Here is a 25,467-nt window from a genome sequence, read left to right on the forward strand (position 1 = left end):
AGCTCGTCGAGCGAGACTTCGCCCGGACGCAGCGGGCGCTCCAGGGTCTGGTCGATCAGCGAACCCGTGGTCAGGTTTGCCGGCGCAGCAGCGGCAACCGGGGCTTCCGGCACCAGCGGCGGGGCTTCGGCAACGGGAGCTGCGGCAGCGCCCGCGGCCATAGCGGCCATGCCCTGCTCGACCATCGCTTCCAGCTTGTCGATGAGATCGCGGTCGGTCCCCTCGGGCTCGGCTTCGGTCGCCTCGAGGCCGGCGAGGATTTCCTTGATGCGGTCGATCGAGGACAGGATCACCGTCACCGCTTCGGCCTTCACCGGCATGCCGTCGCGGAATTTGCCCATCAACGTTTCGCCGGCATGCGCCAGCGCTTCGAGCCGCGGCAATCCGAGGAAGCCGCAGGTGCCCTTGATGGTGTGGACCAGGCGGAAGATGTTATCCAGGATCTTGGCGTTGTTCGGCTCCTGTTCGAACTTCACCAACTGGTTGTCGACGGTGTCCAGGCTCTCGCTGGTCTCCGTCAAAAACTCCCGCAACAGATCATCCATGAGCTACGCCTTACTGACCTGACCCCTGGACTTCGGCGCCTGCGCCACCTTTGGCACGGACGGAAGCCCTATTCTCGATCGTTAGACATCCCTTTTCACAGTCCCGTTAATTTCATCCTCCGTCCTAATACGGATATTGAAGAGAAGTTTGCGGTTCGCCCGCATGCGGCTGCGCCTTTCGGCAAAACCGGCTCCGCGCCGCGACGGTGGGGACGCGTGAGGTAAACGGGCCGATAACAGCGGGCGAAGCGCGCCGGAAAATCCTGCTCATGAAGGACGATAGGGGCGGCCTGCGGGACATCGAACCGCGCCGTCCGCAACCAGAGGCGCAGTCGCGCCCCTCAGTTCGCATTGGCGGCGCGATCTGCGTGGTCCGCGGACGCGGTAAACGAACCGTTACCCCGTGGCCATAGCCGCCCGCGCCGCGCTAACCCAATCGCGCGGCCGAGGCGATGTCGCCGTCGGGACGGTGCTCCGCCAGGCAATCGTTGATGGCGGCGAGCAGCGCGTGCGGCGTGAACGGCTTGCGCAGACAGCGTGCGGCACCGAGCTCGAGCGCCATCCGGAGGAAATCGGGTGCAGGCGAATTCAGATTTGCAAAGGCGTAGCCGGACATCGCGATCAGCGGAATGACCGGCGCCCGCTCGTGAAAGAGCCGGATCGATTCGAAGCCGCGCATGTGCGGCATAAAGATATCGATGATCATCAGATCGAATTGCTGGTGTTCGAGCGCGCGCAGTCCGGCTTCACCTCCTTCGGCAATCGTTACCCGAAAATTGTTGCGCTGGAGATAGACCTCGATGGCCATGCAGACCATCGGGTCGTCGTCGACAACGAGAATATGGCGCAGACCTTCTGTCCCCATTTGAGTTTCCCGTTTTGGCGATTCAATAATTGAACCGTGGGGCACGCCGTTCTCCTTTGCTTTCAATCGAAAAAATGGACGGTCGCGAATGTCGTTGGCGGCACGGGGAAGATGGACGCGAAATCTGCGGCCACGCGACGCCAGGCTTCATGGCAATATTGGTTGGCTGTAAATGCTGGTCCAGCGGACGACACTGCGCGGGTCGACCGGCCTCTGATCGCAGCGCGGATGCAATGCTTCCGGCTCATGAAAGCCCCTCGCAGCTTTTTCCTGCGCAACCCCCGCAGGACCGGCGCACAGGCTCATGAGCGAATCAGCGCGCCATTCTTATTTCCGCCGCAAATGCCGCAGCCTTGTCTGCCCTCTAACGGGTATATGGACAGCCCCACAACCTTTACAATATGTTTTTGTCACCGTGCAACTGGATGACGGGCGGGCTTTACACCGATCGTGCATCGAACACGCCGGATTGACCTTCAATGATTGCGAGCGGCTGCCCGTCCAACCAATTACTGCAAATGCTCGACGCGGCAGATCTCGATCTGCTGCGTCCGCATCTCGCCACAGTCGAAATGGTCAGGAAATCTGTCTTGTGCGAGGCGGGTGCTGCGCTGAGATATGTCTACTTCCCGCATGGCGGATCCGTTTCGATCACGGTGGGCCTGTCCGAAGGACAGATGATCGAGGTGGCGATGCTGGGCCGCGACAGTGTCGTCGGTGGCGGCGCGGCGCTTGCCGGCGGCATCGCGCCGACAGACGCGGTCGTGCTGTTCCCAGGGACCGCTTCCGTGCTGGAAATCGCAGCTTTCCGTACGGTCGCTGCCGCAAGCGCGCCGTTTCGCCAGCTGATGGTCCGCCATGAGCAGGCCTTGCTCGCGCATGCGCAGCAGTCGCTGCTCTGCAATACGCTGCACCCGGTCGAGGCGCGCCTCGCGCGCTGGCTCCTGCGTGCCCGCGATCTCTCGGACAGTGAAATCCTGCCGCTGACCCAGGAGGCGCTGGCGCAGATGTTGGGCGTACGGCGCAATGCCGTCTCGCTGGTCGCGCATGCGCTGCAGCGGGCCGGCATCATTCACTACAGCCGCGGCCAGATTGAAATCCTCGATCTGCGGGCGCTGGAGACGACGTCCTGCGACTGCTATTCGGCCGTGAAAGCCCACCACCTCCGCCTGGTAGGAACCGTGCCGTGACGACAGCTCGGCACAATCGACTGTATGCCGGCATGCACGCAGCGTGGCAGGACCGCTGCCGTGGTCGGACAACTTGTCCCAATTGCCAATATATCCCGGCGTGAACATGATGGAACTTACCCGCCGCCGGGCGTGATTTCGTCATCGCGATTCGATGGCGCGGGAACGGGAGGCAGCTTTTGGAAACGATGGTGCGCTCAGCCAACGGTTTCCTGTCCGCACTGTCGGCAGACGACTATGAATCGATCCGCCCGCACCTGCGAACAGTCGACCTGCCCCATGACGCAGTGCTGGTCGAGACCGGCGAGGCGCTGAAGCGCGCGTATTTTCCCCACCGCGGCGTCATTTCGCTGGTGGTGAAACTCGCCAAGGGCGAGCATGTGCAAGTCGCCATGATCGGCCGAGACAGCCTGCTCGGGACGCTCTCGACCATGGGCGATGCGTCCGCGCTGAACACCGCCATCGTGCTGGTTCCGGGCGTCGCGTCGGTGATGGATCTCGACCGGCTGCGGATCGCCGCCGATCAGAGCAGCACCCTGCGCACGTTGCTGACGCGCCACGGGCTCGCGGTCTACGCCCAGGTCCAGCAGACGGCAGGCTGCAATGCCGCCCATCCGGTGGAGTCGCGGCTGTCGCGCTGCCTGTTGCACACGCATGACCTCTCGGGCGACTACCGGCTGCTGCTGACCCAGGAGGCCATGGCGCAGATGATCGGCGCACGGCGCAACAGCGTGTCGCTGGTCGCCAACACCCTGCAACAAGCCAATTTCATCCATTACAGCCGCGGGCACATCCAGATCACCAACCTCGACGGCCTGCGCCAGACGGCGTGCGAATGCTACGCCACCGTGAAGGCCCAGTACGACCGGCTGCTCGGCGCGCGCTGATCGCCGCACGCGCATGGTAAACTGCCTGCTAATGCCGGCCTGCAAACACCTAGTGTCCTGCTACCGGAACTGAAATTCGAATGCCGTAGACACGGGGCATTCCTCGCGCCGGGACGTGCCGCGCGACAAATGACCCGTGATCAAGGCAGCAGGCCCATGTTTGAAGTCACCGTCGCGCCCGCGCAGAAGGCGCTCGATGCCGAGCCTGCGCGCGAGCCGCGCGCTTACGAAGCGCTGGTGCGCGAGATCGGCGAGGACGGTGCCTGCGAAGTGCGCGATGTATTCTGGAGCGAGACTTCCGCGCGCCTGCAATTGTTTCGCACGCTCCCGCCGGCGCAGCATCACGCCAGGATCGCGCGCGAAGCGCATTCGCTGAAGAGCGCGGCCGGAACGTTCGGCTATGTCAGGCTCGCGGCGCTGGCGCTGCGACTGGAGAAGTCCGCAGAGAGGCTCGGCGATGGCGAATTCCGCGATCTCCTGGACCTGATGGACGCCGCCTACGCCGCCGCGCGCGCGCAGGAGCCGCAGGGCTAACCACACGCGCGTGCATTCCCGCCGTACTTCTACGGCTTGGGATTTTTAGAGATGGCTAATCATAGGTGGCGATAGTCGCCGGAAACCAGGAGGGTTTCCATGTTCACCTACGAGACCGCGGACCAGAAAGAGGTTCGCCGCTTCCGTATTGCTCAGTTCAACGGCCGCATGGCGACGGTGAGGGCTGGCGAGTCCACGGTGACCGGCTTCGTGCGTTCGGTGCTGGAGCATGAATCGAGCATGCCGCCCCGCTGGACCATCACGATCATCCCGAACGGACCGAAGGAAGAGATCAAGCCGCTGCGTCCCGTCTCGCGCGCGCGTCCCTTCGCCGAAGATTATTTCTGAGCGCGATCGGGTTTTTCAGACGTCCCGGAAGATCTCTCGGGGCCTTGTCCGCATCGCCCGCCGGCGCTGCAACACACCAGCCTCAGTCGATCGAGTGCAGCAGCGCCGCGCGGACGAGATCCGCGGTGTTGCGCGCACCGAGCTTGCGCATCGCCTCGGCGCGATGGCTCTCGAACGTGCGCGGGCTGATCTGCATTCGAAGCGCACCCTGCTTGTTCGAATAACCTTCGCTGATCAGCCTCAGCACCTCGCGCTCGCGCTTGGTCAGCCGCTTCTGACCCGACAGGCTGAGGAGTTCGGCGCTCGGCACGCGCTGGGCCTGCTGGGCGCGGACGGCCTTCGATTCCGCGTCCTCGGCGCTGGAGGGGATCGACAAGCCACCCTTGTGAGGACCGGCAAGCTGCTTGACCAGGCCGCAAACGCGCTCGGTTTGTGCCAGCGCGTTCTCGACCACGCGCTGCAAATAGGCGCGGTCGCCGGTCACAGGCGCGAGTTGATCGCTGTGATGCTTGATCTCGCCCATGTAGAGCAGCAGGGCAGTCAGGGGGCCGTTGAGCTCGCGGGCGATGGCAGCAGCCATTTCGTCGGCGGCCTTGGCCCGGGCGGCGCTCAGGCGGACGAAATCGAGCTCTTCAGTTGGAGCAGCGCTGCTTTCGTACCATTCCGACGGCCGCGAATCGGTGGCCGTATCATTCTGTGACCCCATGTCACTCGTTTAGCGGAACCGGGGGCGGTCTGTGGTTAACTTTTTGCTCCGTAAGACTACGGTGATTTTGTCGGTTTTGCGTTAAAGTGGTGTCGCCGGCACAATTTGTGCTTGCGTTTGGCAGCGCCGGCCCACGCCAGGGTTGAGTTTCTCGCCCAAAACTTGGGCAGACGGACGAAATCATCCTTAACCGCTGCTTTGGCCCGACGCCGCCCCCCGGGTTTTACGGATTAATTAACGGCGACTTGCTTCTCTGAGGGGAAGTAGAGAGCGCGCAAATGCCTCCACGCATTGGGCCCGCACGCCCGCGGGAAACGCTGCGAAAGATTGCGTGCCATGAACGACATCGATCGGCTGTCGGAATTCCTGCAGAGGCTGACGCCGCTGTCGCGCAGCTGTCTGCTCAGCGAACTCGAACGGCTCGAGCTGTGCGGCATCGACATGCCCGGCTCGTCCGACATCCAGTCGCGCTTGCGCGCCGAGTTTCGCAAGGACGGATCGACCCAGGCGCGCGCCACCAGCCCGTCGCGCTATTTCTTCGCGCCGCTCGAGTTGCTCCTGATCGACGGCGCGCCCGAGCACGCCAATATGGGACGGATCTCGCGCAACACCCTCACCCCGATCTGGGAGTGGATCTGCCGCGACCTGCTGCCGACCATGGCACGCGATTACATCAAGGCGATCAACGACCAGGTCGCCGCCAACAACCCGAAGGAAGTCCTGAAGGTCGCCTCGACCTTCCAGACCAAGGTCGTGAAGGTCCTCGAGAGCACCTTTGCCTCGGCCGAGAGCACCGAATTCGCGCGCGGCAAACTCGCGCAATACACGGCCTCACGCACCGCCTTCGACGACGTCAGGAAGATGCAGCACGTGCTGCGTGCGGGCAATGCGCTGCCGAAGTTCAACGAAAAGCTGCCTGAGAAGATCGTGAAATTCGACGACGGCCGGGTTGCCCAGATCACCGCGCAGCTCGACGCCTTCAAGAAGTCTCATCCCGATGCGCTGCCCTTCGCGCTGGCGCTGGTGGCGAGGCGCCTGACGATGCCCTGGCAATTGGCGCGTCTCGCCACCAAGGCCGCTGCGAGCAAGAGCGTCACCGATGTCGCCGCGACGCCCTATGCCTGCGTCATTCCCATGGTACTCGACCGGCTCGACGACAAGCGCCTCGCGCTTCGGATCGCACTCCGGCACAACCGGGTGCTGGTCGCGCGCGACCTGCTCGCCGAGATCTACGACACCGAATATGCACTCAAGGTGCGCATCGACGGCATCGAGGGTTGCGAATGGGGAATCCGGCTCCAGCAATTGATGGACGCGATCGCGGCGCTGGTGTCGGCCGAGGTGAGCCGCTTCCCGTCCAATGTCGGCCACATTCTCGGCTCGCGCCGGCTGCGCAGCCACGACACGCTCGGCGGCAAGCTGACCTATCTGGCCTGGAAGGGCCGCGACGTGGTGCAGGACGGCGCGGCGGCGTTTCGCAAATTGATCGGGCAGACCTGATATCGCGCGAGGTGCCTAAAGCATGATCCGGAAAAGTGCGCAGCGGTTTTCCGAAAAGATCACGCTTGAACAATAACCCAAAGCGCGATGATCGCATCGCGCTTTAATGCGCACGCGGCAGGCACAGGAAGCGATCGAGAAATCGCCCTGACATCACGATCCTGAACCACCAATACATCATTCGCCGCATCGTCATTGTCGTAAATCCTCGACAGCCCACCACCGGCTGTGCGGAGCAATAGCGCAGGTGCAGCAATGCGCGTGTGATGCACTTCACATTTGCAGCCGTGGGCCCGGACGCGGTGTCGCAGAACCGTCACGAGCGAAAGCGAAACTTGCGCGCATCGCGCGAATGCAATCCTCCGAACGTCGCCGCCGCACGCTCCCAATCCACCCAAAGCCATCGGGGAGAGCGACCGCCGCAACGCAGCCCGCCCACCGCGGACGACGCGGTCCTGTTCACCGTCTTCGTCGCAACGAGCGGTCGCACACCCCGAAGAAACGCCGGAAATTAATCTCCGCTGGTCGCGTCGTTGCTTCGAAAGGGCACACATCTGCGTCGCTCGCTTCCATCCGTCGGCGAACAGGACGCAGCTCAGATCGCGCGAGAGACATTTCGCGTGCGCTGGCAGGCGTTGCGCGCGTGGTGCTCGGGTATGCGAGTTCTTTGCGAAGAGTCTGTCGACAAATTAGCTCGAATTGCAGGGCTTAACGTTACTCAGATAATTCAAGAACGATGTGAAGCTCTCCTTATTTGAACCCACGCTCGGCGTTTAAGAAACCGTCACGGAACGGGAGTGGTGTTGATGAACGATGGGATGGTTGAACTCGTCGGACGAAGGCCTGTGACCTTCGGACGACGAAAGGTAACGCCGCGCGCCTGCGTGGCCGACAGCAAGCGGCATCTGCGCGCCTTCCTCAGCGAGGTGCTGGAGGATCTCGGCTTCGTCACCAGCGAATGCGCCAGCTCGGACGAGCTGCAAACCGTGCTCGCCACCGAATTGCCGGACCTGATCCTGCTCGGCGTCGCCGCCGACGGCATCGAGCCGGGGAGATTCCTCGAAATACTGGTGCGCGAGGCATTCGCCGGCAAGGTTCTCGCCGTCGGCGCCCGCGAGTCGATCATCGTCAAGGCCGTGCGGCAGGTCGGCGAGGAATATGGCCTTGCCATGCTGCCGCCATTGACCACGCCCTTTGCGGCGGAAACGCTGCGCGAGCGCATCGCCATGCTGCTGCCGGAAGAGCCCGCGCCGAGTCCCGCCGTGCATGTCGGCGAGGCCCTTCATGCCGGCTGGCTCGAGCTCTGGTACCAGCCCAAGATCGACGCGCGCACGCTGATCCGCAGCGGCGCCGAGGCGCTGGTACGGATGCGGCATCCGACCTGGGGCGTGGTGCCGCCGGCTTACTTCATTCCCGAAGAGCGCGATCCGCATCTGCGCGACCTCTCCGAATTCGTGATCGAGCGCGCGATACGGGACTGGCATTATCTGCTGGAGCAGCAGACCCCGGTCGATCTCTCGATCAACCTGCCCGCGTCCTATCTTAAGGAGCCGCAGGCGGTGCGCGATCTCTGCCGCCGCGTGCCGACGCATCCGGCCTTCGGCGGGCTGACGGTCGAGATCGACAGCGAGGAGGCGATCCGCGATCTCGATCTCCTGACCGAGGTCGCGCGCGAGGTCGGGCTACACAATATCGGCCTGTCGATCGACAATCTCGGCGCCAACTGGCCGGCGCTGATGGAGCGGGACAAAGTCCCCTTCGTCAAGCTGAAGGCCGACCGGCAATTCGTCACCGGCAGCGGCAGTGACCGGTTGAAGCGCACGGTGTGCCGACACATCGTCGAGCTCGCGCAGGGCTTTGGCGCGCGCAGCGTGGCCCAGGGGGTCGAAAGCCGCGCCGACCTCGTCGCCGCCAACGAGCTCGGCTTCGATCTCGTGCAGGGCTTCCTGTTCGGCAAGCCGATGCCGCTGAAGAAGTTTGCAAAGGGCGCGCTGACGAAGACAGTGATGGGGCAGGCGTGAGGCACAAGCCTCACGCAAACCGGCGTGCGAAGAAGACGCAGGCGACAACGAGCGCGGTCGCCGCGATCATGCTCCAGGCGACGGGCTCGTGCAGCAGCAGGCCGGCGAGCGCGAGACCGAAGAACGGCTGGAGCTGCTGCAACTGGCCGACACGCGCAATGCCGCCGATCGCAAGGCCGCGGTACCAGAAGATGAAGCCGACGAACATGCTGAAGATCGAGACGTAAGCGAGCCCGATCCAGGCGGGCACGCTGACGCCGCTCCAGCTCGCCGGCCAGGTCAGAACCGCGACCGGCACCATCAGCGGCAGCGCGAGCAGGAGCGCCCAGGAGATCACCTGCCAGCCGCCGAGCCGGCGCGACAATGCGGCGCCTTCGGCATAGCCGAGGCCGCACAGCACGATCGCAGCCACCATCAGGAGATCGCCGGTGAGCGAGGCCGAACCGCCATTCGACAAGGCAAAGCCGGCCACCGTGGCGCTGCCGAGGATCGCGAACAGCCAGAACAAGGGCCGCGGCCGCTCGCCGCCACGCAGCACGGCGAAGACCGCGGTGGAGAGCGGCAACAAGCCGATGAAGACGATCGAACGGGCCGAGGTGATGTGCTGGAGCGCGAGCGCCGTCAGCAGCGGGAAGCCGACCACGACGCCGATGGCGACGATGGTGAGAGAGGCGAAATCCCCCCGCTGCGGCCGGGCCTGCCGCAGCACGCCGAGCACGGCCACACCGATCAGCGCCGCGATGACCGCGCGGGCCGATGTCAGGAACAGCGCGGAGAAACCGCCGACCGCGACGCGCGTCGCCGGCAGCGAGCCGCTGAAGATGATGACGCCGAGCAGGCCGTTGCCCCAGCCGCTTCCCACAGATTGCATGTCCGTTCCGCCTTTCCCGAGCCGCGATACTCGGCTGCCGGCGGTGGCACGACCAGTCACAATCCAGTACAATCCGGCAAATCTGTATGGGTATGGAAGGTGATACACCTTGGACATCGGAGCGTCATCGAAGGGACGCGGGGGCACGCGGACCATTGACGTGATGAGCGCGATCCGCGCCAAGGTCGCCGGCCGCGCGCTCAGTGCCGGCGACCGCCTGCCATCGGTCCGCAGCCTGGCCGCCACGATGGGCGTGTCGCCGTCAACCGTCGTCGAAGCCTATGATCGCCTCGCAGCCGAAGGCCTGATCCGCGCCCGTCGCGGCTCCGGCTTTTATGTCTCGCCGACCATCATGCCGCCGCTTGCGCTGACCGAGGCCGGGCCGCGGCGCGACCGGGAGGTCGATCCGTTCTGGGTCTCCAGGCAATCGCTCGATGCCGACGCCGCCGTGTCGAAGCCCGGCTGCGGCTGGCTGCCGGCGGAGTGGATGCCGGAAGCGGCCTTGCGCCGCGCCGTCCGTGCCCTTGCGCGGACCGATGCGGATCTCTTGACGGACTATGGCAGCACGCGCGGCGGCCTTTCGCTGCGCCGGCTGCTGCTCGCGCGCCTTGCCGAGGATTCGATTCCCGCGTCGGTCGATCAGCTCATGCTGACGGGCTCGGGCACGCAAGGCGCCGACCTCGTCTGCCGCTTCCTGCTCCGTCCCGGCGACACGGTGCTGGTCGACGATCCCTGCTACTTCAATTTCCGTGCGCTGCTGCGGGCGCATCAGGCCAGGATCGTCGGCGTGCCCTATACGCCGTCGGGCCCTGATGTCACCTGCTTCGAGCAGATCCTCGGTGCCGAACGTCCCAGGCTCTACGTCACCAATTCAGCGCTGCACAATCCGACCGGCGCGACGATGTCGCTTGCAACCGCGCACCGGCTTCTGACTGTGGCCGCCGCGCACGACCTCACCATCATCGAGGATGACATCTTTGGCGATTTCGAGCCGGAGCGCTCGCCGCGCCTAGCGGCGCTCGACGGGCTCACCCGCGTGATCCGCATCGGCAGCTTCTCCAAGACGCTGTCGGCCTCGGTACGCTCAGGCTACATCGCCGCGCGCGCCGACTGGATCGAGCATCTCGTCGACCTCCAAGTCGCAACCAGCTTTGGCGGCCCGAGCCCGGCCGCGACCGAGATCATCGCAAAGGTGCTAGCCGGCGGCAGCTATCGCAAGCACATGGACGAGCTCCGGCAAAAGCTGACGCGGACGCGCCGCGACGTCGCGCGAAAACTTCAGGCGTTGGGGCTGGAGCCATGGCTGATGCCACGCGGCGGATTCTTCCTCTGGTGCCGGCTCACAGGCGGACAGGACGCCGCGCAGGTCGCGCGCGCCGCGCTTGAGGACGATGTCGTGCTCGCGCCGGGCAACGTGTTCAGCGTGTCGCAGACGTCACATCACTTCATGCGCTTCAACGTGGCGCAAATGAACGATCCCCGCATGTGGGACGTGCTGCGGCGAGCATTGAAAAAACACGCCCGAAACCATGGCGCCTGATACCCGTCGCAACAACGGAATTAGGGTGCGTACTCATAAACTCTGCCGCTGAGAGTAGGCGCACCTATGTCCGCTTGTCCCCCAACAACGGCGCGAAAGCGGACATTGTCGGACTTCCGAGATGGGTCGACGCTTGGCCGCGACCGGCGTCAATGTCAGGAATTTCGTCCACTGGTAAGGCGTATGATCCTGCCAGTCGGAATTGACGAGTTAACGGGATGCATCGCGACATCCGCCCGTCAGAGCGGGGCTCCGATCATTCGGGTAACGTTGGCGTCAGTAAATCGGGGGACATCGTCCATAATTGCGTCGGTGTCGGCGGATGCAAGCGCAGCGTGAAGCGAAGCCTCATCGCGAAACCGATAAAACCCGACGGAAACATCTACCGAATTGACGTCTCGAGGGAAGAAGGCGGCGGCGCTTTCGAGGCCATGCTTCTGCCAGCATGCGAGCGCCAACGGTAGATGCACGTCGACATAATAGTCGCGATCGAAGTATGTGCCGCCGCTGCAGGTCACGACCATTGTTGCATTTGCCATCAGACGACTTTCTACAGAACCTTCGCATTCAGCGCGCGTCCGCTGTTTATGATTGCGATCGATATGTATGTCGGCCGCCGGACGGCCCTTGCCCGGTTTACGCGAACCGTGTGAATCGTCCGGCATCGCGCTGCCCCGCCGATTCGGGCACATATCGAGGATGAGACGGCGGCTTGGACTCTGTTTCGAAAAGACGCGCGGAGGACCGAGCGCCCAGCCGGTGCCGTGCAACCTGCATGTCGACGGCGCGAGCCGGCGCCGTCCCGCTCATCTCAATCCTCGTCTTGCCACCTCCGCAAGGCCGTCTGGTCGTGGTAAGGCATGCGATCTGGCGTGGTGATGAATTCCATCGTGGTGCCCCATGGCATTCGGCAGTAACAGACCTTGTTTCCAAGACCTTTCTCGGTTGCGTAAGGAATCGCGCGCGGCGCGGTGAGGCGTGTGCCTCCGGCCTTTTCGAAGCGCGTGACCGAGGCGTCGATGTCGTCGGTGTAGACACCGAAATGCGTGATGCCGAAGTCGCTCGCTCGGATCGGCTGGGCTTGTTGGGGGCCGTGCATTTCGAACAGCTCGATGTCGGGTCCGGTGCCGATCTTGACCATCGCCTGTCCACGCACGACCGTTCCCGGGAACGCTCCGACGGCCCGCTCGAATTCGGGGCCTTGCCGCGGCGGATCCTGCGGCCCGAAGGACTGATAGATCACCTGGCCGCCGAAAGCTTGCACCAGGAACGATTTCGCGGCTTCTATGTCGGGCACCGTGATGCCGATATGGTTGACGCCGCGGATGATAGGTGTGGTCATGACGGGTTGTCCTTTCTGATTGAATTGATCGATCGTGATGAGTGCGGGGCTCTGTTGCCGCAGTGTCGCGATTTCTCCGGCCCACAACGACACGGGCGCCGAGTTTCAATGGGCTCCGATGAACTCGATCAGAGCGGCTGCGACTGCATCCGGCCGCTCGTCCGCGACATAGTGGCTACAGCGGGCGATCGAGCCGCCCGTTACGTTGCTGGCGAATTCCTCGACCATCGGCACCATATGCGGACCAAAGCGATGATCCCCGCCGAGAGCCAGCACCGGGATCTCGAGCGGTTGCTTCTTGTACTCAAGCGCCGCTGCGTGGTCGGCGGCGAGGGTGCGATACCATTCCATGCCGCCGCGGGTGCGGCCGGGGAGCGCCATTGCTTTGGCGTAGATCTCGACATCCGCCGGATCGAAGCTGCTGTGATCGTAGAACCGCTCGGCCATGAAGCTCGAAACATAGTCGTATTCACGGCCATGGATCAGGCGCTCGGGGAGATCCCGGCTCATGTGGAAACCAAAGTGCCAGAGCGTTGCGATCGTCGCCTCCCATCCGCTCCAGCCGGGAAGCGGAACGTCCAGAACGGCCAGGTGGGTTACGGCCTCTCGATAGACAGCAGCCAGCGGCAAGGCCACCATTCCGCCGATATCATGGCCGCACACTGCGTAGCGTTGATGGCCAAGGGCAGCCATCACTTCGTGCGCGTCGCGCGCCATTGTCGCCTTGTCGTAGCCGCCGAGCGGACAGTCGGAAAAGCCGGCGCCGCGCAGATCGATCGCGACCACGCTGAAATGCGCGGCCAGTTGCGGCATCACATGGTGCCATTCCCACCATGTTTCCGGCCAGCCATGCAGCAGAAGAATCGACGGGCCTGAGCCGCCCGTGACGGCGTTGATCTTGATGCCGTTCACCGGCACCAGCTGTTGGGCAAAACCCTTCAGAGTCGCGATCATGGTCGCTGTCCCGTCGATGTTGACGTTCGATCGGAGCTCGCGACCCGCGTTCCGGGCGGGTCGAAATCGGTAGCGATCGTGATGTCGTGCCAGGCGTCGATATCGCTGCGGAAGGCAGCCAGCTTTCGCTCGGCGGCAGCATGCGCGACCGGGCCGAGCGGCAGGTGAAGCGGGGCGTCGTCGTCGTCGACGGCGCGCAGGATCACTGCGATCGCCTTGTCGGGGTCGCCCGCCTGATTGCCGTTATTGGTTTCGCGATAGTGCCTGCGCGAGGTCCCGGCATATTCCGGCATCTCGTTGGCGGCGACTGTGATCGAACGGCCGAGGAAATCGGTGCGAAACGGCCCAGGCTCCACGATCAGCACTCGGATGCCGAACGGCTTCAACTCGCTGGCGAGCGCTTCGGAAATCCCTTCCACGGCGAACTTGGCGGCGTTGTAGTAACCGCCGCCTCCGCCGCCCGAGATGCCGGCGACGGACGACATATTGACGATCGCTCCGCCCGAGCGCCGCATGACGGGCAGGGCGGCTCTGGTGGTTTCGATCAAACCGAAGAGGTTTACCTCGAACATCGGCCGGTATTCGTCAGACGTCCCCTCCTCAATCGCGCCATGCAGTCCGTATCCGGCATTGTTGACGAGCACGTCGAACCCGCCGAAGGTCTCGACCGCTTTTGCGACCGCGGCCTTGGCTGCCGCCGCATCGGTCACGTCCAGTGGCACGGTGATCATGCGGCCGTCGAAAGGCTCGGCCATATCCTCGATCGTCTTGACACTGCGGGCCGTCGCGACGACCTGATCGCCGCGCTCCGCCGCCGCGAGCGCGAGCCGCTGGCCGAAGCCGCTTGAGCAGCCTGTGATGAGCCAAGTCTTCATGCTTTCTTCTCCGAGTTGTTATCAGACGATGCAAATCGTTCGCCGCTATTGCGACCCGTGATATCGGCCAAGGCCGACCGACTCTCTGCGATCAGAGGCCATGCTCAAGAACTCACCGCTCGGCCGCCCTGGATGACGACGACGCGGCTGCCGATCTTGACCCGGCTATAGAGATCGATGATGTCTTGGTTGATGAGTCGAATGCATCCGCTCGAAACGGCGCGACCGATTGTCTCCGGCTCGGTCGTCCCATGAATGCGGAACATCGTGTCCCGTTCGCCCTGAAAGAGGTACAGCGCGCGTGGTCCGAGGGGATTGCCAAGCCCGCCGGCCATTCCGCTGGCGAGATGGCCATAGCGCGCAGGCTCCCGATTCATCATGTTCTTGGTCGGAGTCCAATGCGGCCATTCCGCCTTTCGCCTAATGGTCGCGGTGCCTGCGAAAGCGAGACCATCCTTGCCAACGCCAATGCCGTAGCGCATGGCCTTTCCGTCGCCCTCGACAAGATAGAGCTGATGAGCAGCCGTATCGATGACAATCGTCCCGACAGGCTCATTCGTCGTATAGTCCACGCGCTGGCGCAACATCGCCGGATCGACGCGGGATATGTCGACGGCTGGTAAGGTGTAAACTCCGTCGACGAGTTGCGCGTACTCACTCGGCGTGCTGATGATATCGGCCTCGACGAGGCCGCTGCGACTGGCACAACCCGAGAGAACGATCGCCATTGCACCGAATACCGAGAACCGCACAGAGCGCCTGGCATCTGAGTTCCTCATATCGAACCGTAACCTTCGCCGCAGTCCAATCGGTGACTCTGTTGCTGATATCCGAACATTGAAGCTCCCAGGAAAGCCAAGCGTGCCATCGGCACAACTGCAATAGGAACCAATTGGTTCCTAATTTTGCTTTTAAAAAAGCATCTCCATCAGGAGATCGGCATCTTTCAGCATCTCGTCGCGGCGTGATCCAACTTTACCAAGCACCCGCATGCCTTGTGCATGTGAGACGATAAAGTGCGCGATGACTTCAGGATCGGACCTATTGGCGATTTCGCCGGCGGCCTGTCCTTTCGCGATCGTTGCAGCGAACAGGGCTTGAAGCCTGGAGAAAAGACGCTTGATCACCTCTGCGATGTCGGGATCTCCCGGCAACATCTCGGCAGCCGTCAACACACCGAAACAACCGCGCACCCCTTTTTTCCCAGACGACAAATCCGCATACCGCACCAACGCGTTGCGGATTGCCGCCTTCGGCGAGGGGTCTGATCGCAAAACCTCCTGGACGTTTCGTACGCCATCGTCCGTGTAGAACTCGAGGGCGCGCAGGAAGACAGATTTCTTGTCACCGAAAGCCTTGTAGAAGCTGCCCTTCGAAAGCTGCATTCCGGCAAGCAGATCAGGCAACGATGCGTCGTGAAACCCACGATCCCAAAAGATTTGCATCGCTCGCCTCACCGCCTCGTCGAGATCGAATTCACGGGGGCGTCCCACAGGAAGTTTGGTATTGATGGTCATCATACGGGCAATATAAACCAAACGGTTCCTAATTGCAATAGTCGATTTATATGCAGGCCTGCGTTGCTCAGGCTGTGGGGACCGTCCAAAATTTTCGTTCGGCCTCAGTAACGGCTCCCGGCATCGCCTCGTAGTTGGTTACATCCTGTCCGACGCCGCCTCGCAAAGGAGGCGAAACGACAATCATGATGCTTCCCCTCTGCTACGCCGTGGCGTGAAAACATAATGACCAGGCGGACGGGTAACTGCCATCCAGGAAGAGACCACATGACGCTCAGCACTACACGTCCTTCTCCGAAAGCCAATGCCTGGCTCAAGCGCTACTATTTCATTCGCTCTGCCGTCGCGGCTCTATGGGCGGTTGCGGCCTTGACGATCGCCAGAGACCGTTCCCATCTCGCGGCCATCCTGCTGGTTGCCTATCCCTTGTGGGATGCCCTCGCCAACTATCTCGACGCGCAACGCAGCAGTGGGCTTGCTTCGAGCAAGAGCCAGATGGTCAATGTCATCATTAGCATTATTACTGCAATAGCGGTCACCATCGCGCTGACGCGGAGCATGAATGCCGTGCTTTTGATCTTCGGGGCATGGGCGGTCGTCGCGGGGCTTCTTCAGCTTGCGACCGGCGTGGGCCGCTGGGGATCGGCCGGCGCACAATGGGCGATGATCCTCAGCGGCGCACAGTCGGCGCTGGCGGGGTGCTTCTTCGTCTACCGGGCGGGGGTTGTTACCAATGTCGGGATTAGTGACGTTGCCGGCTACGCCGCGTTCGGTGCCTTCTACTTTATGGTTTCGGCCGTTTGGCTATGGAGCACCGGCTTGCGTCGCTCTTCTGTGCAAACCACTGCGTAGCACACGTTTGACGGACCTTCATCATGAAGGACCGGCAGCTGTCTTCGATACCGCCGGTTAGCCGATTGATGGTCCCCGCATCAGCCGTCAGGACGGCCCAGCCATCGCGCTGGCGCCGTCCTATCGAGAAAGATCACCACGTTGGCTACTTCGCGGGGCTCGGCGCAACGCCTCAGATCTGCTTTGGGTCAGGAACGACAAAACTCAAGGTGAGCATAATCGGTCGGCTTTCGAGTGCATAGCGACCAGTTGAGCCCGACAGCCGAGCCATGATTCAAGCCACACAACGGAAGGGGCCGAATCATGCGCTACGAACTCACGGACTATGAGTGGTCCGTCATTAAGCCGATGTTGCCGAATAAGTCGCGCGGCGTGCCGCGGGTGAATGACCGTCGTGTCCTCAACGGCATCTTCTGGGTCTTGCGATCCGGAGCGCCATGGCGCGACCTGCCAGAAAACTTCGGTCCGTACACCACTTGCTACAATCGATTCGTTCGCTGGCGACGGGCCGGCGTGTGGGCCAAGCTCATGAGCGCACTGGCCGGCGCCCATGATGCTGCCGTGCAGATGATCGACACTTCCATTGTTCGCGTACATCAACATGGGGCCTGCATCACAAGAAACTGGCGTCAATCGATGGGAAGGTCACGCGGCGGTCTGACGAGCAAAATCCACGCGGTGGTCGACAGCAATGGTCTACCGGTACAACTTGCGTTGAGTCCTGGCGAGGCGCACGACGTTCGACTTGCCGGTAAACTGCTCTCTCGTTTGAGATCCGGATCAATGCTGCTCGCCGACCGCGGCTACGACGCTGACTGGATCAGGGAGCTTGCCATGAAAAAGGGCGCATGGGCCAATATCCCGCCGAAAAGCAATCGGACCGATCCGATCTGCTTCAGCCCGTATCTCTACCGCGCCCGCAACCGCGTCGAGCGGTTCTTCAACAGGATCAAACAATGCCGTCGGGTGGCGACGCGCTACGACAGGCTTGCTGGAAACTACCTTGCCTTCATCCAACTTGCATCTATCCGGCTATGGCTCGCCGCTCGTTATGAGTCCGCGCCCTAGCCAAACTGTGCAAGGCCGATGCTAATTGGACGGAAAGAAGTTGCAGCATAGTTCTGCTGGTTTAAGCTGCGAGTGAAAATTGTTTTGCCGGCCGTCGATCCGGTCACATCATTAGCTGAATGACATTCATGCGCTACTTCATTCTCGCGGCAATTGCAGCTGTTGGAGCCTGCAATTTTCCGGCCCAGGCCGAGACCCTGCAGAAGAAGCACGGTCCCGGGTGGAACTGCAGCTACATCTCCGTCGAGTTGCAGGGTCTGTATAAAAAATGCATGGAGTGCGACAGTCTCAAGCAGGACGTCGCTCGAACTGCCTATGATGCCGGACAATGCATTGACAGGGCTTCGTTGAGAGAAAACCTCACGACCCGGCCGGACTACGAGAGTCCCCAGGAGGAGCGGATGCGGTTGAACGGCGCAGCCGCCGTCGCTCGCGAGTTGCAGGAGCTTCAGCGCTGGCGAAATCAGCGCACGCCGCTGGACTCGGACGTTTCAGGTGACGGCGGCGGACGAGTGGCCCCCAGCGCCCGGAGACCAAATTCCTCCCCAAGCGGAAATTCCTTCCCCACCAGAGAGTCGGGCGTCAGCGGCGCCGGCGAGCGAGCTGGATCAGGCTCGAATTCACCCGAAATCGGCTCAAAGCCATCCGGATCAAACGTCAGCAGTCCAACTCATTCGCCATCCGCGGCACCTGTCGGCGGCGTGCACATCGGAGCGGCTCCGACGGGGAAGGAAAGCGACCTGGGCGAGCTCAGGCGCAAGGTTCTCAATTTGAAGAAGCCGGATACTTAACTTCGAAATTTCTCGAAGCGGGGAAATAGACCTTCATGATGCACAGAGTGCTTGTCAATCGGCGCGGCTTCCTGGCGTCGGGCGTCAGCGCGCTCGTCGCGCAACAGCCCCTGGCTGCGGTGGCGGCTGACAGCGCCTGCAAGGCTCCCCCCGCGACGGCGATCACGGACATGCGGGCGGACGTCGCGGTTTCGCTGCGCGAAGCCTTGAAGCGGGCGAAGTCGGGCGGACCAAAGCGGCTTACCGGGACCCGCATCGACGCTGTCTGCCGGGACGACGACAACGATATCCTGCTTTGCGGAGTTGCCGAGAGGGGCCAACCGGATCTCTATCTCGACGATCTCATCGTCGCGATCAGATCGGCCGACAGAAAATACGGGAAGATCGAGCCGGGAATCTCTCTGGACCCGGACAGAAGCCAAACGCCCGGTCTCGACCAGATTGCCGGGCGCGACGCGGCGGCGAAGCAACAATACCTGCGCATGTGCTCGCAACAGCCGCAAATGGTTCGCGTGGACGCCCTGCCCAGGCATTCCCGCGTGACGAAGGTGCTCGTCGAAGCCGATTATCGCATGAAGCAGGTTTCGCAGGGCACGCTTCAATTGCCGGTTGATCCGCCCTTGCCCTCACGCGCCGGCTCAACCAGTCGCGGCAGATGCTTCGGGCTGGCACGTCCACGGGCGATTGGAGCAGCCGGCGCCGGTTCTGGTTTGAACCCGGCAAGTTCGAATATGCGCACGATTATGAAACAGCGTTCCTGCAGTCGGCCCAGGTGATCCTCAGCGACGCGGATGCCGACGCAGATGCAGGGGCCAAGAGCGGGAACGAAGATCCCATCGCAAGGGAGTTCGCCTGTGATTGGACCGCTCGCATGGAGGAGACAATTCGTGCCGAGCCGATCTGGCGCGACATGTACAATATCTACCGGCATTTCGCGATTGCACATATCCTGAAGGAGCGGAACCTCTACGCGTATGATCTCACGCGACTGATCGACGCTCATGAGATCGATCACGTTGCATTGCCGGATTCGCTTCCAGGCCTGGGGCGCTGGGAAACCCTCGAAGAAGCGAAGGGCAATCGTCGTCTGACGCTGGTCTCATCGGTCTGTGGTGGGGTTTCGCTCGGGCTCGCATCGCGTTTGACGGCGAACAGAGTCAGTTCTGAAAGCAAGTCGCCGTCGCAAATGGCACTGCTGTCGCGGGCGATCGTTCTTTCAAGACCGGAAAAATCATCGGTGAGCTGGACGGTTCCGCCGACGGCGCTTCAAGCCGCTGCAAAGTGGTATGTGGAACGGGAAGAGCAACGCTTACAAGCGGCGAGGGAGTCCGAGGAGAAGGAGCGCAAGGAGGCTAACGACATCAAGATGGGAATGGCGCTGCTGGGCGGGTTCGTGGTGACCGGAATATTGGCCGGGTGGCTGCTGAATCGTCGAAACGCACCGACCCCGGAATTGGCGGCCGCCGGTCCGGGCGCATCATCAACGTCACTCCTGAAGAGTCCCGGTGAACCAGGGACGTCGGGGGAGCTTGCAGGCTTGCGACGCAACGACCTTTGCCCATGCAATTCAGGAAAGCGCTTCAAGCATTGTCATGGCGCACACGAAGCAACTTAATACAGCGGCTCCTCATAGACCGGCTCGCCGTCGAGCAGCAGCCGCTTGATGGCGGCGCGGCCTGAGGGGAGCACGGCGGCAACGATCCGCAGCTTCTGCTGGTTGCGGGCCTGCTCTAGCTTGCCGCCCTCGCCTTCGGGCACGAAATAGCTTTCGAGACCGTATTTGATCGTCAGCCTGTCGCAGAAGGTGCGGATGTTGGATCCGCAGGAATGGCTGACGCGGCCGCGGATCAGCACCTCGGGCGCCGTGACCGGCACGGACTCGGCATGCACCGAGACGGCGGCGTAGACGCCATCGGCATTGGGCGCGAGCTTGACGAACACGACGGGGTTGCGCGCGTCGGCCGTCTTGCCGGCGAGCGCACCGGCCGGCAGCTGCGAGATGTCGTAGCGCAGCACGACATAGTCGCCGCGCAGGAGATCGCGCGGATCGACCGGCTGCGTCTGCAGAGTGACCTCGGTGCCCTCGCGCAAAATCTGCATGCGGTCGGCGACCATCAGCACCAGCAGAACGCATTGCAGCAGGACGGCGGCTGCGAACAGCACGGCTTTCGGGATGCGCTGCCAGAACTCGGAAACGGACGTGACCAACCTGTTCATCGCGCAGCCCTCGGCAGCGCGCGATTGAGCGCCGTTGCAAAGACGACAGTGACGATGCCGGCCGCCGCAAGGAACGCCGAGCGACGCAGCAACGAGCCCTTCACCGCCCAGGTGATGCCGGCGATGACGCCGGCGATCCCGAGCCAGCCGGCGACGATGCGCGGACGCACGTCATCGAGCACGCCTGACACGACGAGGCACAGCATGGCGCACAACAGCGCGGCATAAGCGAACCAGGGCTCGCCGGCCGTGGAGACCGGCCAGATCGGCGCGGCGAGCAACACCAGCCCGGTCGCGCAGGCGCCGAGGATCTCACCCGCACGCTTCGTGAACGTGGCGGAGACGAGGGCGAGGATCACCCCTGCGGCCCCGCACAGGATCGCCCACAGCGACTGGCCGGACGCCGTGCCGGTCCGGAAGCGAATGAAGTCGTCGACTGTCGTCACCTCCAGGACAGCGACAGCGGCGAGCGAGAACGCCCCGTAGATCGACAGGACGGTCCCGAGCCGGAGCGCCCTCGGCGAGGGCCAGGCTGCGAGCGCGAGCCCGGCGCCGAACAGCAGGGCGGCGCCGTTGGCGAGCACGAAGGACGGCTGGGCGCCGTCGAACTCGAAGCGGAGCGACGTCGCGATCCACCACGGCAGCACCGCGAGCGCGACGAGATGGGCGGCGGCGCGCGAATTCCAGGCGAAGGCGAGGCTTGCTGCGATCAGCCAGACCGCCACGAACGGAAGATGCAGGACGTCGGGCGCGTCGTAGATCCGCATGCAGGTCCAGATGCCGGCGGCGACGAGGCCGACCGCGAGCGCACCGCGCGAGCCGGTCAGCAGCGCCGCGGCGAACGCGCCGATCGACCACAGCAGCATGCCGCCGGCAAAGTCGTCGCCGAGATGATACATCTGGCCGACCAGCGCGATGCCCGCGCCAAAGATGATCGCGCCGACGCTGGCGCAGAGATCGGCGAGAACATTGCGGCCGCTCGCCGCGAACCAGGCCCCGAGGCCAGAGGTAGCGATCATGCCGGCGAGCAGGATCGCGAACCGCAACAGCCGCGCGATCTCGGTCCAGTGCGCCGCCACGAAGGCGAGGAATGCAGCCGCGATCAACAGACCGCCGACGATGCCGACGACCACGGCAATGTTGATGCCCGCAGGCAGCGGCGGCAGCGCATTACGGATCGAGGCAGCCGCCGCCGGCGCAATCACGCCATCGGCCTCCCATTGCGCAAGATCAGCCTCGAGGCGGTCGCGGTAGGACTTTTCGAACATTGGGGTGAGGTTACCTTGGGCCCGCATGATGGCGGGGCATTGCTAGGTCGGGTCGTGCGGGTGGTGGGTTCAAGCTGGCACCGCTTTGGTGGGGACATCGGGGTGTCGGTTGCTGCGTAGCAGGTCAACCGGTGAGGCTGCGTTCGCGGATCGCATGCGCGACCGCCAGAATACCGCTCTGGAGCCTGCGCGAGAAATATTCAGCCGGGATCCAACTCGCCTGTCCAGCGATCTCGTCCCCTCCAGAAGGAACACCTTGGGCAAGGCTCGCCCATCGGATAATCAACGCCTTCTTCGTGCGGACATCCAATGATTCCGTCCACCATCGCCACCGAGTGCACGGAGCTTTGACGCAGATGCGCAGCGATCTCCGAGAGAATTGTCGGATCGGTTCGCACGTCGCCGGTTTCCGAAAACCAGCGACGCAGATCGGGCTCAGCTCCTTCATACCGGATCACCGACACCGCAACCTTCGAGGCCCGTTGATTGTCGGGACCATAGAAGGCAAGCGTACCGACCGGATAGCCACGCATCCCTTGCTTGGCTTTTTTGTGCAGCCATTTCGCGGGCTGCGGTCCGATCTTCATCGCCATCACTGGATACTTTACTGCTCGCGCTCACAGATTGATGGAGGTCGGGCGCTAATTGGCGGAGAGGGAGGGACTCTCCCCCGCCGGTGCGAAAACACCCGGTAAATACAAGTTTATCTGTGTTTTTGGGCGTTCCTTGAGCCGTCGGTTCTACACCGAGGGTCTACACTACTATGGGAACGACGAAAATGCCGACCCCTTTCCGGCCCAAGAAGGCCAGCGGCAAGGAGCAGAACGTCTACTGGATCCGAAAGAAGGTACCGGCGCGCTACCGCGCTCTGGTCGGCCAGACCGAGGTCTGGAAGTCGCTGAAAACTACGGACCGCCGGACGGCCAACGCCCGGATCGTGGCCGTCTCGGAGGACCTGGAACGCGAATGGGCGCGCCTCGCTCTTGAGGCCAAGCGGGGCCCAGACGGTCGGGGCCCGGTGGCGCCCCTGACCCATCAGGACCTGTTCGCGATCCAGCGCGAGACCCACATCCGGATCCGCGACGCCCACATCGCCGAGCCCGGCACGGGATTCGGCGCACTGAGGTGGCTCGCACTCACGGAGAACCAGGATGATCCGGGAGCCGAAGAGGCGCTCGACCAATGGGCGCGCGAGGTCCTGACCCGCGAACTCGGAGAGCCGCCCGCGGAGGCGCAGGTCGAAAAGCTGAAGCCTCTTCTCGCCGAAGCGAGGAAGGGGGCCTACGGCGACGTCTTCCGCGCCTCGACCGGCGACTTCGAGGAGAACAAGAAACTCGGCAAACTGCCCAAGGAGCGGACGAAGCCCAAGGTCGACATCATGGAGGCCTTCGAGCTCTACTGCAGCCAGCCTCGGATCAAGGGCGGCCTCGACGGGCCGACCGCCAAGCGCTGGCGGCCGGTAATCGAACGTTTCGTCGAATGGATCAAGCACCGAGACCTCGCGCGGGTGACGCCGCAGGACGCGGTCCGTTGGCGCGACTACATGATCTCCCAGGGCATCGCTTCCAAGGCCGTCCGCGACGTCTGGCTGGCGGCGCCCCGGTCGGTGGCCACCCACATGCTCAACGCGCTGCGGCTCGAGGTCAATCCGTTTGCCGGGATCAAGGTCGAGGGCGTCAAGGCCTGGAAGGAGGACGACGAGCGAGGTTTCGATCCGGAGCAGGCGCTGAAGATCCTGTCGGCGACCGTAGCGACGCCGTCGCACTTGATGTCCGCCGAGATGAGGGCGGCCAGACGTTGGGTGCCCTGGGTCTGCGCCTATACAGGCGCGCGCGTCAACGAGATCACTTCGCTCCTGCCGTCGGACGTTCAGCCCATCCTCGGCCATTGGTGCTTCGTGCTTAGACCCGAGATCACGAAAGGCAAGCGGCTGCGCCGCGTGCCGGTCCACAAGCATCTGCGCGATCAGGAATTCTTGGTCTACGTCGAACAGCGCCGCAAGCTGGGCAAACCGCTGTTCTACGATCCAGTCCGCGCCCGCGGCGGAAAGGGGGCCAATCCCCAATGGCAAAAGGTCGCCGAACGGCTGGGAGAATGGGTGCGCGATACGCTCAAGATCACCGACGTGCAGCCCAACCACGGTTGGCGTCATCTCTGGCGTGAGATTGTGCGCGGCACGAAGATGAAACCCGAGTTGTGCGACTACATGTGCGGCCATGAAAGCAAGAGCGGGACTGGGGCGCGGTACGGCAAACGAAAGGTGCCGGTGCTCGCGAAGGAGCTGGCTCTCTTCCCGAGATTCAAGGTCCCAGCCTTGAATCGGCCGCCGGCGCCTCTCAAGCGGACGCGACGCTCGCCGCAGCAGATCGCCGCGGACAAGGCCGAAAGAGCGGCTCGGCGCGCGGCCGCCTGAAGGCCCAGCGACTAGGCATGCTTGGCGAGATCGAGACGCAGCCGCTCTACGTCCGCCTTCGCGGCGCGAGACGGTTCGTGCTAATTATCAGCGGACCGAGACAGCGACGGCCCGCCTTGACAGCCACGACCATTGCCGACCCGCAATCCTTCATCCGAGCCAACACCCGGCTGCGGTCGGTGCCCCTGGTGCCGGAAATCGCGGTCTTCCTCGCCGATGAATCAGTGCCGCTCTGGCAGAAGACCGAGAACGAGCTGAACGAGGCCGGCCTTCCCCCGCCCTTCTGGGCCTTTGCCTGGGCGGGCGGCCAAGCGCTGGCTCGCTACGTACTCGATCATCCTGATACCGTGCGGGACCGGCGCGTGCTCGACATCGCTTCCGGCTCCGGACTCGTCGGCATCGCGGCGATGAAGGCTGGCGCGGTCGGGGTGACCGTGTCCGACATCGACGCCTTCGCGATCGCGGCGGCGGAACTCAATGCGGAGGTCAATCAGGTCCACCTCACGTCGTGCGGCGAGGACGTGCTCGACACTCAACCAAGCGGCCGATGGCAGACCATCCTCGCGGGCGACATTTTCTATGAGCAGGACACCGCGGCGCGTGCCTTCGCATTTCTGGCCGACCATGCGCGCGCCGGCGCGACCATCTTGATCGGCGACCCTGGGCGCTCTTTCCTTCCGAAGACAAAACTTGTCCGACTCGCCGACTATCGCGTACCGGTGACCCGCGACCTAGAAGACGCGGAGATCAAGCATACGGCTGTTTGGACCATCTCGCCGGATTACCTGTAAGGATGCGTTGCATGACGTTAGCGGTTTCCGAGCGGCTCGACGAAATCAACTTGGATCAATTCTCAACGACTGAACATGCGCTTTATCGCGCACTGCGGCGGAGAGAGTGGGACTCTCTTCCCCTATGCCCCCAAATGCGCGAATTCCGCCGAAAAACAAGGATTCCCGAAAAGCCGGCCGGTGTTTTGCGACCACCGCTGTGTACCACCTGTTCGGCTGATTCGGCCGGCAATCTCGGCCGATTTCGAGGCGTGCTGTGAGAATCTATTTTGGACCTGGGCAGCGGAAGCGGAGCGCGTTTGGGTCAAGGGCTGCCCTGAGTAACAGCACGACCTTGTCAGCTCACCTGTTGAAAGGAGACCTCAAAGCGCG

Annotated in this window: 28 protein-coding genes; 15 read left to right on the top strand and 13 right to left on the bottom strand. The window is 63.1% G+C overall.

From position 1 onward, the window contains the following. Positions 1-545: Hpt domain-containing protein (locus tag XI04_RS20620; RefSeq protein WP_271623755.1), on the bottom strand; the 545-nt coding region annotated here is incomplete at its 3' end. Positions 546-972: 427 nt separating this feature from the next. After that, on the bottom strand, positions 973-1,455 hold the full coding sequence (locus tag XI04_RS20625; RefSeq protein WP_038949377.1) for a response regulator: 483 nt from the start codon (positions 1,453-1,455) through the stop codon (positions 973-975). A 434-nt stretch (positions 1,456-1,889) separates the two neighbouring features. Here XI04_RS20625 and XI04_RS20630 point away from each other — a divergent pair, with 434 nt between their 5' ends. From XI04_RS20630 to XI04_RS20645, 4 genes are all read left to right on the top strand, one after another. Then, complete coding sequence (locus XI04_RS20630; protein ID WP_271609482.1) at positions 1,890-2,600, top strand: Crp/Fnr family transcriptional regulator; 711 nt, start codon at positions 1,890-1,892, stop codon at positions 2,598-2,600. A 188-nt stretch (positions 2,601-2,788) separates the two neighbouring features. Continuing rightward, a complete protein-coding gene (locus tag XI04_RS20635) occupies positions 2,789-3,487 on the top strand; it encodes a Crp/Fnr family transcriptional regulator (RefSeq protein WP_038949375.1) in 699 nt (232 codons plus the stop codon). Between the two features lie 156 nt (positions 3,488-3,643). Beyond that, positions 3,644-4,021 carry an Hpt domain-containing protein gene (locus tag XI04_RS20640; RefSeq protein WP_028139175.1) on the top strand — a complete coding sequence of 126 codons (378 nt, stop codon included), beginning with the start codon at positions 3,644-3,646 and terminating at the stop codon, positions 4,019-4,021. A 99-nt stretch (positions 4,022-4,120) separates the two neighbouring features. Beyond that, on the top strand, positions 4,121-4,369 hold the full coding sequence (locus XI04_RS20645) for a hypothetical protein (protein WP_038949373.1): 249 nt from the start codon (positions 4,121-4,123) through the stop codon (positions 4,367-4,369). Positions 4,370-4,451: 82 nt separating this feature from the next. Here XI04_RS20645 and XI04_RS20650 read toward each other — a convergent pair whose 3' ends face one another. Then, entirely contained in the window at positions 4,452-5,075 is a 624-nt protein-coding gene (locus XI04_RS20650) for a helix-turn-helix domain-containing protein (protein WP_028139177.1), read from the bottom strand. 336 nt (positions 5,076-5,411) lie between these two features. Between XI04_RS20650 and XI04_RS20655 the strand changes: the two genes are divergently transcribed. Beyond that, positions 5,412-6,575, top strand: coding sequence for a hypothetical protein (locus tag XI04_RS20655; protein ID WP_212477672.1), 1,164 nt, complete (start codon positions 5,412-5,414; stop codon positions 6,573-6,575). 806 nt (positions 6,576-7,381) lie between these two features. Further along, positions 7,382-8,596: an EAL domain-containing response regulator gene (locus XI04_RS20660; protein WP_028139179.1), complete on the top strand. Its 1,215-nt coding sequence runs from the start codon at positions 7,382-7,384 to the stop codon at positions 8,594-8,596. Between the two features lie 10 nt (positions 8,597-8,606). Here XI04_RS20660 and XI04_RS20665 read toward each other — a convergent pair whose 3' ends face one another. Further along, the gene (locus XI04_RS20665) at positions 8,607-9,467 is read right to left on the bottom strand and encodes a DMT family transporter (protein WP_271609483.1); all 861 of its coding nucleotides are present in this window, start codon (positions 9,465-9,467) and stop codon (positions 8,607-8,609) included. A 163-nt stretch (positions 9,468-9,630) separates the two neighbouring features. Between XI04_RS20665 and XI04_RS20670 the strand changes: the two genes are divergently transcribed. Further along, positions 9,631-11,007 (top strand): aminotransferase-like domain-containing protein, encoded by a 1,377-nt coding sequence (locus tag XI04_RS20670; protein ID WP_370155430.1) that lies wholly within the window; start codon positions 9,631-9,633, stop codon positions 11,005-11,007. Between the two features lie 239 nt (positions 11,008-11,246). On the opposite strand, the gene XI04_RS20675 is transcribed toward XI04_RS20670, so the two are convergent. The 6 genes from XI04_RS20675 to XI04_RS20700 all read right to left on the bottom strand — a co-directional run bounded on the left by XI04_RS20675 (position 11,247) and on the right by XI04_RS20700 (position 15,698). Beyond that, entirely contained in the window at positions 11,247-11,672 is a 426-nt protein-coding gene (locus XI04_RS20675; protein ID WP_223153792.1) for a hypothetical protein, read from the bottom strand. Between the two features lie 146 nt (positions 11,673-11,818). Further along, positions 11,819-12,349, bottom strand: a complete 531-nt coding sequence (locus tag XI04_RS20680) for a VOC family protein (protein ID WP_026192141.1) — start codon at positions 12,347-12,349, stop codon at positions 11,819-11,821. A 105-nt stretch (positions 12,350-12,454) separates the two neighbouring features. Next, positions 12,455-13,303: an alpha/beta fold hydrolase gene (locus XI04_RS20685; protein ID WP_011090907.1), complete on the bottom strand. Its 849-nt coding sequence runs from the start codon at positions 13,301-13,303 to the stop codon at positions 12,455-12,457. Then, positions 13,300-14,178: an oxidoreductase gene (locus tag XI04_RS20690; RefSeq protein WP_212452491.1), complete on the bottom strand. Its 879-nt coding sequence runs from the start codon at positions 14,176-14,178 to the stop codon at positions 13,300-13,302. The genes XI04_RS20685 and XI04_RS20690 overlap by 4 nt, the downstream gene beginning before the upstream one ends. A 104-nt stretch (positions 14,179-14,282) precedes the next feature. Then, a complete protein-coding gene (locus tag XI04_RS20695; protein ID WP_271609485.1) occupies positions 14,283-14,957 on the bottom strand; it encodes a L,D-transpeptidase in 675 nt (224 codons plus the stop codon). A gap of 132 nt (positions 14,958-15,089) precedes the next feature. Then, a complete protein-coding gene (locus XI04_RS20700) occupies positions 15,090-15,698 on the bottom strand; it encodes a TetR/AcrR family transcriptional regulator (RefSeq protein ID WP_212452494.1) in 609 nt (202 codons plus the stop codon). Between the two features lie 264 nt (positions 15,699-15,962). Between XI04_RS20700 and XI04_RS20705 the strand changes: the two genes are divergently transcribed. From XI04_RS20705 to XI04_RS20725, 5 genes are all read left to right on the top strand, one after another. Next, positions 15,963-16,547: a DUF308 domain-containing protein gene (locus XI04_RS20705; RefSeq protein WP_009734588.1), complete on the top strand. Its 585-nt coding sequence runs from the start codon at positions 15,963-15,965 to the stop codon at positions 16,545-16,547. Between the two features lie 303 nt (positions 16,548-16,850). Continuing rightward, positions 16,851-17,615, top strand: a complete 765-nt coding sequence (locus XI04_RS20710; protein WP_014498598.1) for an IS5 family transposase — start codon at positions 16,851-16,853, stop codon at positions 17,613-17,615. Positions 17,616-17,743: 128 nt separating this feature from the next. Continuing rightward, positions 17,744-18,406: a hypothetical protein gene (locus tag XI04_RS20715; RefSeq protein ID WP_131233037.1), complete on the top strand. Its 663-nt coding sequence runs from the start codon at positions 17,744-17,746 to the stop codon at positions 18,404-18,406. A gap of 35 nt (positions 18,407-18,441) precedes the next feature. Further along, positions 18,442-19,182, top strand: coding sequence for a DUF1598 domain-containing protein (locus XI04_RS20720; protein ID WP_271609487.1), 741 nt, complete (start codon positions 18,442-18,444; stop codon positions 19,180-19,182). Positions 19,183-19,277: 95 nt separating this feature from the next. Then, positions 19,278-20,021 (top strand): SEC-C domain-containing protein, encoded by a 744-nt coding sequence (locus XI04_RS20725; RefSeq protein WP_271609488.1) that lies wholly within the window; start codon positions 19,278-19,280, stop codon positions 20,019-20,021. On the opposite strand, the gene XI04_RS20730 is transcribed toward XI04_RS20725, so the two are convergent. The 3 genes from XI04_RS20730 to XI04_RS20740 form a co-directional block, all read right to left on the bottom strand. After that, positions 20,018-20,623 carry a GDYXXLXY domain-containing protein gene (locus XI04_RS20730; protein WP_271609489.1) on the bottom strand — a complete coding sequence of 202 codons (606 nt, stop codon included), beginning with the start codon at positions 20,621-20,623 and terminating at the stop codon, positions 20,018-20,020. The two genes, XI04_RS20725 and XI04_RS20730, sit on opposite strands and share 4 nt — an antisense overlap. Beyond that, positions 20,620-21,891, bottom strand: a complete 1,272-nt coding sequence (locus tag XI04_RS20735) for a DUF2157 domain-containing protein (protein WP_271609490.1) — start codon at positions 21,889-21,891, stop codon at positions 20,620-20,622. Before XI04_RS20735 ends, XI04_RS20730 begins: the two co-directional genes overlap by 4 nt. Before the next feature lie 200 nt (positions 21,892-22,091). Next, on the bottom strand, positions 22,092-22,484 hold the full coding sequence (locus tag XI04_RS20740) for a hypothetical protein (protein WP_244429157.1): 393 nt from the start codon (positions 22,482-22,484) through the stop codon (positions 22,092-22,094). A gap of 185 nt (positions 22,485-22,669) precedes the next feature. Between XI04_RS20740 and XI04_RS20745 the strand changes: the two genes are divergently transcribed. From XI04_RS20745 to XI04_RS20755, 3 genes are all read left to right on the top strand, one after another. Further along, a complete protein-coding gene (locus XI04_RS20745; protein ID WP_157158086.1) occupies positions 22,670-24,304 on the top strand; it encodes a DUF6538 domain-containing protein in 1,635 nt (544 codons plus the stop codon). Positions 24,305-24,420: 116 nt separating this feature from the next. Continuing rightward, positions 24,421-25,095 (top strand): class I SAM-dependent methyltransferase, encoded by a 675-nt coding sequence (locus tag XI04_RS20750; RefSeq protein ID WP_271596222.1) that lies wholly within the window; start codon positions 24,421-24,423, stop codon positions 25,093-25,095. Between the two features lie 11 nt (positions 25,096-25,106). Then, on the top strand, positions 25,107-25,355 hold the full coding sequence (locus XI04_RS20755) for a hypothetical protein (RefSeq protein WP_157158085.1): 249 nt from the start codon (positions 25,107-25,109) through the stop codon (positions 25,353-25,355). Positions 25,356-25,467 lie beyond the last annotated feature (112 nt).

The sequence above is a fragment of the Bradyrhizobium sp. CCBAU 11430 genome (assembly GCF_028128855.1).
Classification (GTDB): Bacteria; Pseudomonadota; Alphaproteobacteria; order Rhizobiales; family Xanthobacteraceae; genus Bradyrhizobium; species Bradyrhizobium ottawaense.

What these genes read in the sequence shown, in the direction of transcription:
- XI04_RS20660 (WP_028139179.1), top strand. Translation starts at nt 7,382, where the DNA reads ATGAACGATGGGATGGTTGAACTCGTCGGACGAAGGCCTGTGACCTTC.
- XI04_RS20635 (WP_038949375.1), top strand. Translation starts at nt 2,789, where the DNA reads ATGGTGCGCTCAGCCAACGGTTTCCTGTCCGCACTGTCGGCAGACGAC.
- XI04_RS20655 (WP_212477672.1), top strand. Translation starts at nt 5,412, where the DNA reads ATGAACGACATCGATCGGCTGTCGGAATTCCTGCAGAGGCTGACGCCG.
- XI04_RS20650 (WP_028139177.1), bottom strand. Translation starts at nt 5,075, where the DNA reads ATGGGGTCACAGAATGATACGGCCACCGATTCGCGGCCGTCGGAATGG.
- XI04_RS20665 (WP_271609483.1), bottom strand. Translation starts at nt 9,467, where the DNA reads ATGCAATCTGTGGGAAGCGGCTGGGGCAACGGCCTGCTCGGCGTCATC.
- XI04_RS20680 (WP_026192141.1), bottom strand. Translation starts at nt 12,349, where the DNA reads ATGACCACACCTATCATCCGCGGCGTCAACCATATCGGCATCACGGTG.
- XI04_RS20645 (WP_038949373.1), top strand. Translation starts at nt 4,121, where the DNA reads ATGTTCACCTACGAGACCGCGGACCAGAAAGAGGTTCGCCGCTTCCGT.
- XI04_RS20715 (WP_131233037.1), top strand. Translation starts at nt 17,744, where the DNA reads ATGCGCTACTTCATTCTCGCGGCAATTGCAGCTGTTGGAGCCTGCAAT.
- XI04_RS20685 (WP_011090907.1), bottom strand. Translation starts at nt 13,303, where the DNA reads ATGATCGCGACTCTGAAGGGTTTTGCCCAACAGCTGGTGCCGGTGAAC.
- XI04_RS20675 (WP_223153792.1), bottom strand. Translation starts at nt 11,672, where the DNA reads ATGCCGGACGATTCACACGGTTCGCGTAAACCGGGCAAGGGCCGTCCG.
- XI04_RS20730 (WP_271609489.1), bottom strand. Translation starts at nt 20,623, where the DNA reads ATGAACAGGTTGGTCACGTCCGTTTCCGAGTTCTGGCAGCGCATCCCG.
- XI04_RS20720 (WP_271609487.1), top strand. Translation starts at nt 18,442, where the DNA reads ATGATGCACAGAGTGCTTGTCAATCGGCGCGGCTTCCTGGCGTCGGGC.
- XI04_RS20670 (WP_370155430.1), top strand. Translation starts at nt 9,631, where the DNA reads ATGAGCGCGATCCGCGCCAAGGTCGCCGGCCGCGCGCTCAGTGCCGGC.
- XI04_RS20695 (WP_271609485.1), bottom strand. Translation starts at nt 14,957, where the DNA reads ATGAGGAACTCAGATGCCAGGCGCTCTGTGCGGTTCTCGGTATTCGGT.
- XI04_RS20690 (WP_212452491.1), bottom strand. Translation starts at nt 14,178, where the DNA reads ATGAAGACTTGGCTCATCACAGGCTGCTCAAGCGGCTTCGGCCAGCGG.
- XI04_RS20640 (WP_028139175.1), top strand. Translation starts at nt 3,644, where the DNA reads ATGTTTGAAGTCACCGTCGCGCCCGCGCAGAAGGCGCTCGATGCCGAG.
- XI04_RS20735 (WP_271609490.1), bottom strand. Translation starts at nt 21,891, where the DNA reads ATGTTCGAAAAGTCCTACCGCGACCGCCTCGAGGCTGATCTTGCGCAA.
- XI04_RS20710 (WP_014498598.1), top strand. Translation starts at nt 16,851, where the DNA reads ATGCGCTACGAACTCACGGACTATGAGTGGTCCGTCATTAAGCCGATG.
- XI04_RS20725 (WP_271609488.1), top strand. Translation starts at nt 19,278, where the DNA reads ATGGAGGAGACAATTCGTGCCGAGCCGATCTGGCGCGACATGTACAAT.
- XI04_RS20740 (WP_244429157.1), bottom strand. Translation starts at nt 22,484, where the DNA reads ATGGCGATGAAGATCGGACCGCAGCCCGCGAAATGGCTGCACAAAAAA.
- XI04_RS20700 (WP_212452494.1), bottom strand. Translation starts at nt 15,698, where the DNA reads ATGATGACCATCAATACCAAACTTCCTGTGGGACGCCCCCGTGAATTC.
- XI04_RS20705 (WP_009734588.1), top strand. Translation starts at nt 15,963, where the DNA reads ATGACGCTCAGCACTACACGTCCTTCTCCGAAAGCCAATGCCTGGCTC.
- XI04_RS20755 (WP_157158085.1), top strand. Translation starts at nt 25,107, where the DNA reads ATGACGTTAGCGGTTTCCGAGCGGCTCGACGAAATCAACTTGGATCAA.
- XI04_RS20745 (WP_157158086.1), top strand. Translation starts at nt 22,670, where the DNA reads ATGCCGACCCCTTTCCGGCCCAAGAAGGCCAGCGGCAAGGAGCAGAAC.
- XI04_RS20630 (WP_271609482.1), top strand. Translation starts at nt 1,890, where the DNA reads ATGATTGCGAGCGGCTGCCCGTCCAACCAATTACTGCAAATGCTCGAC.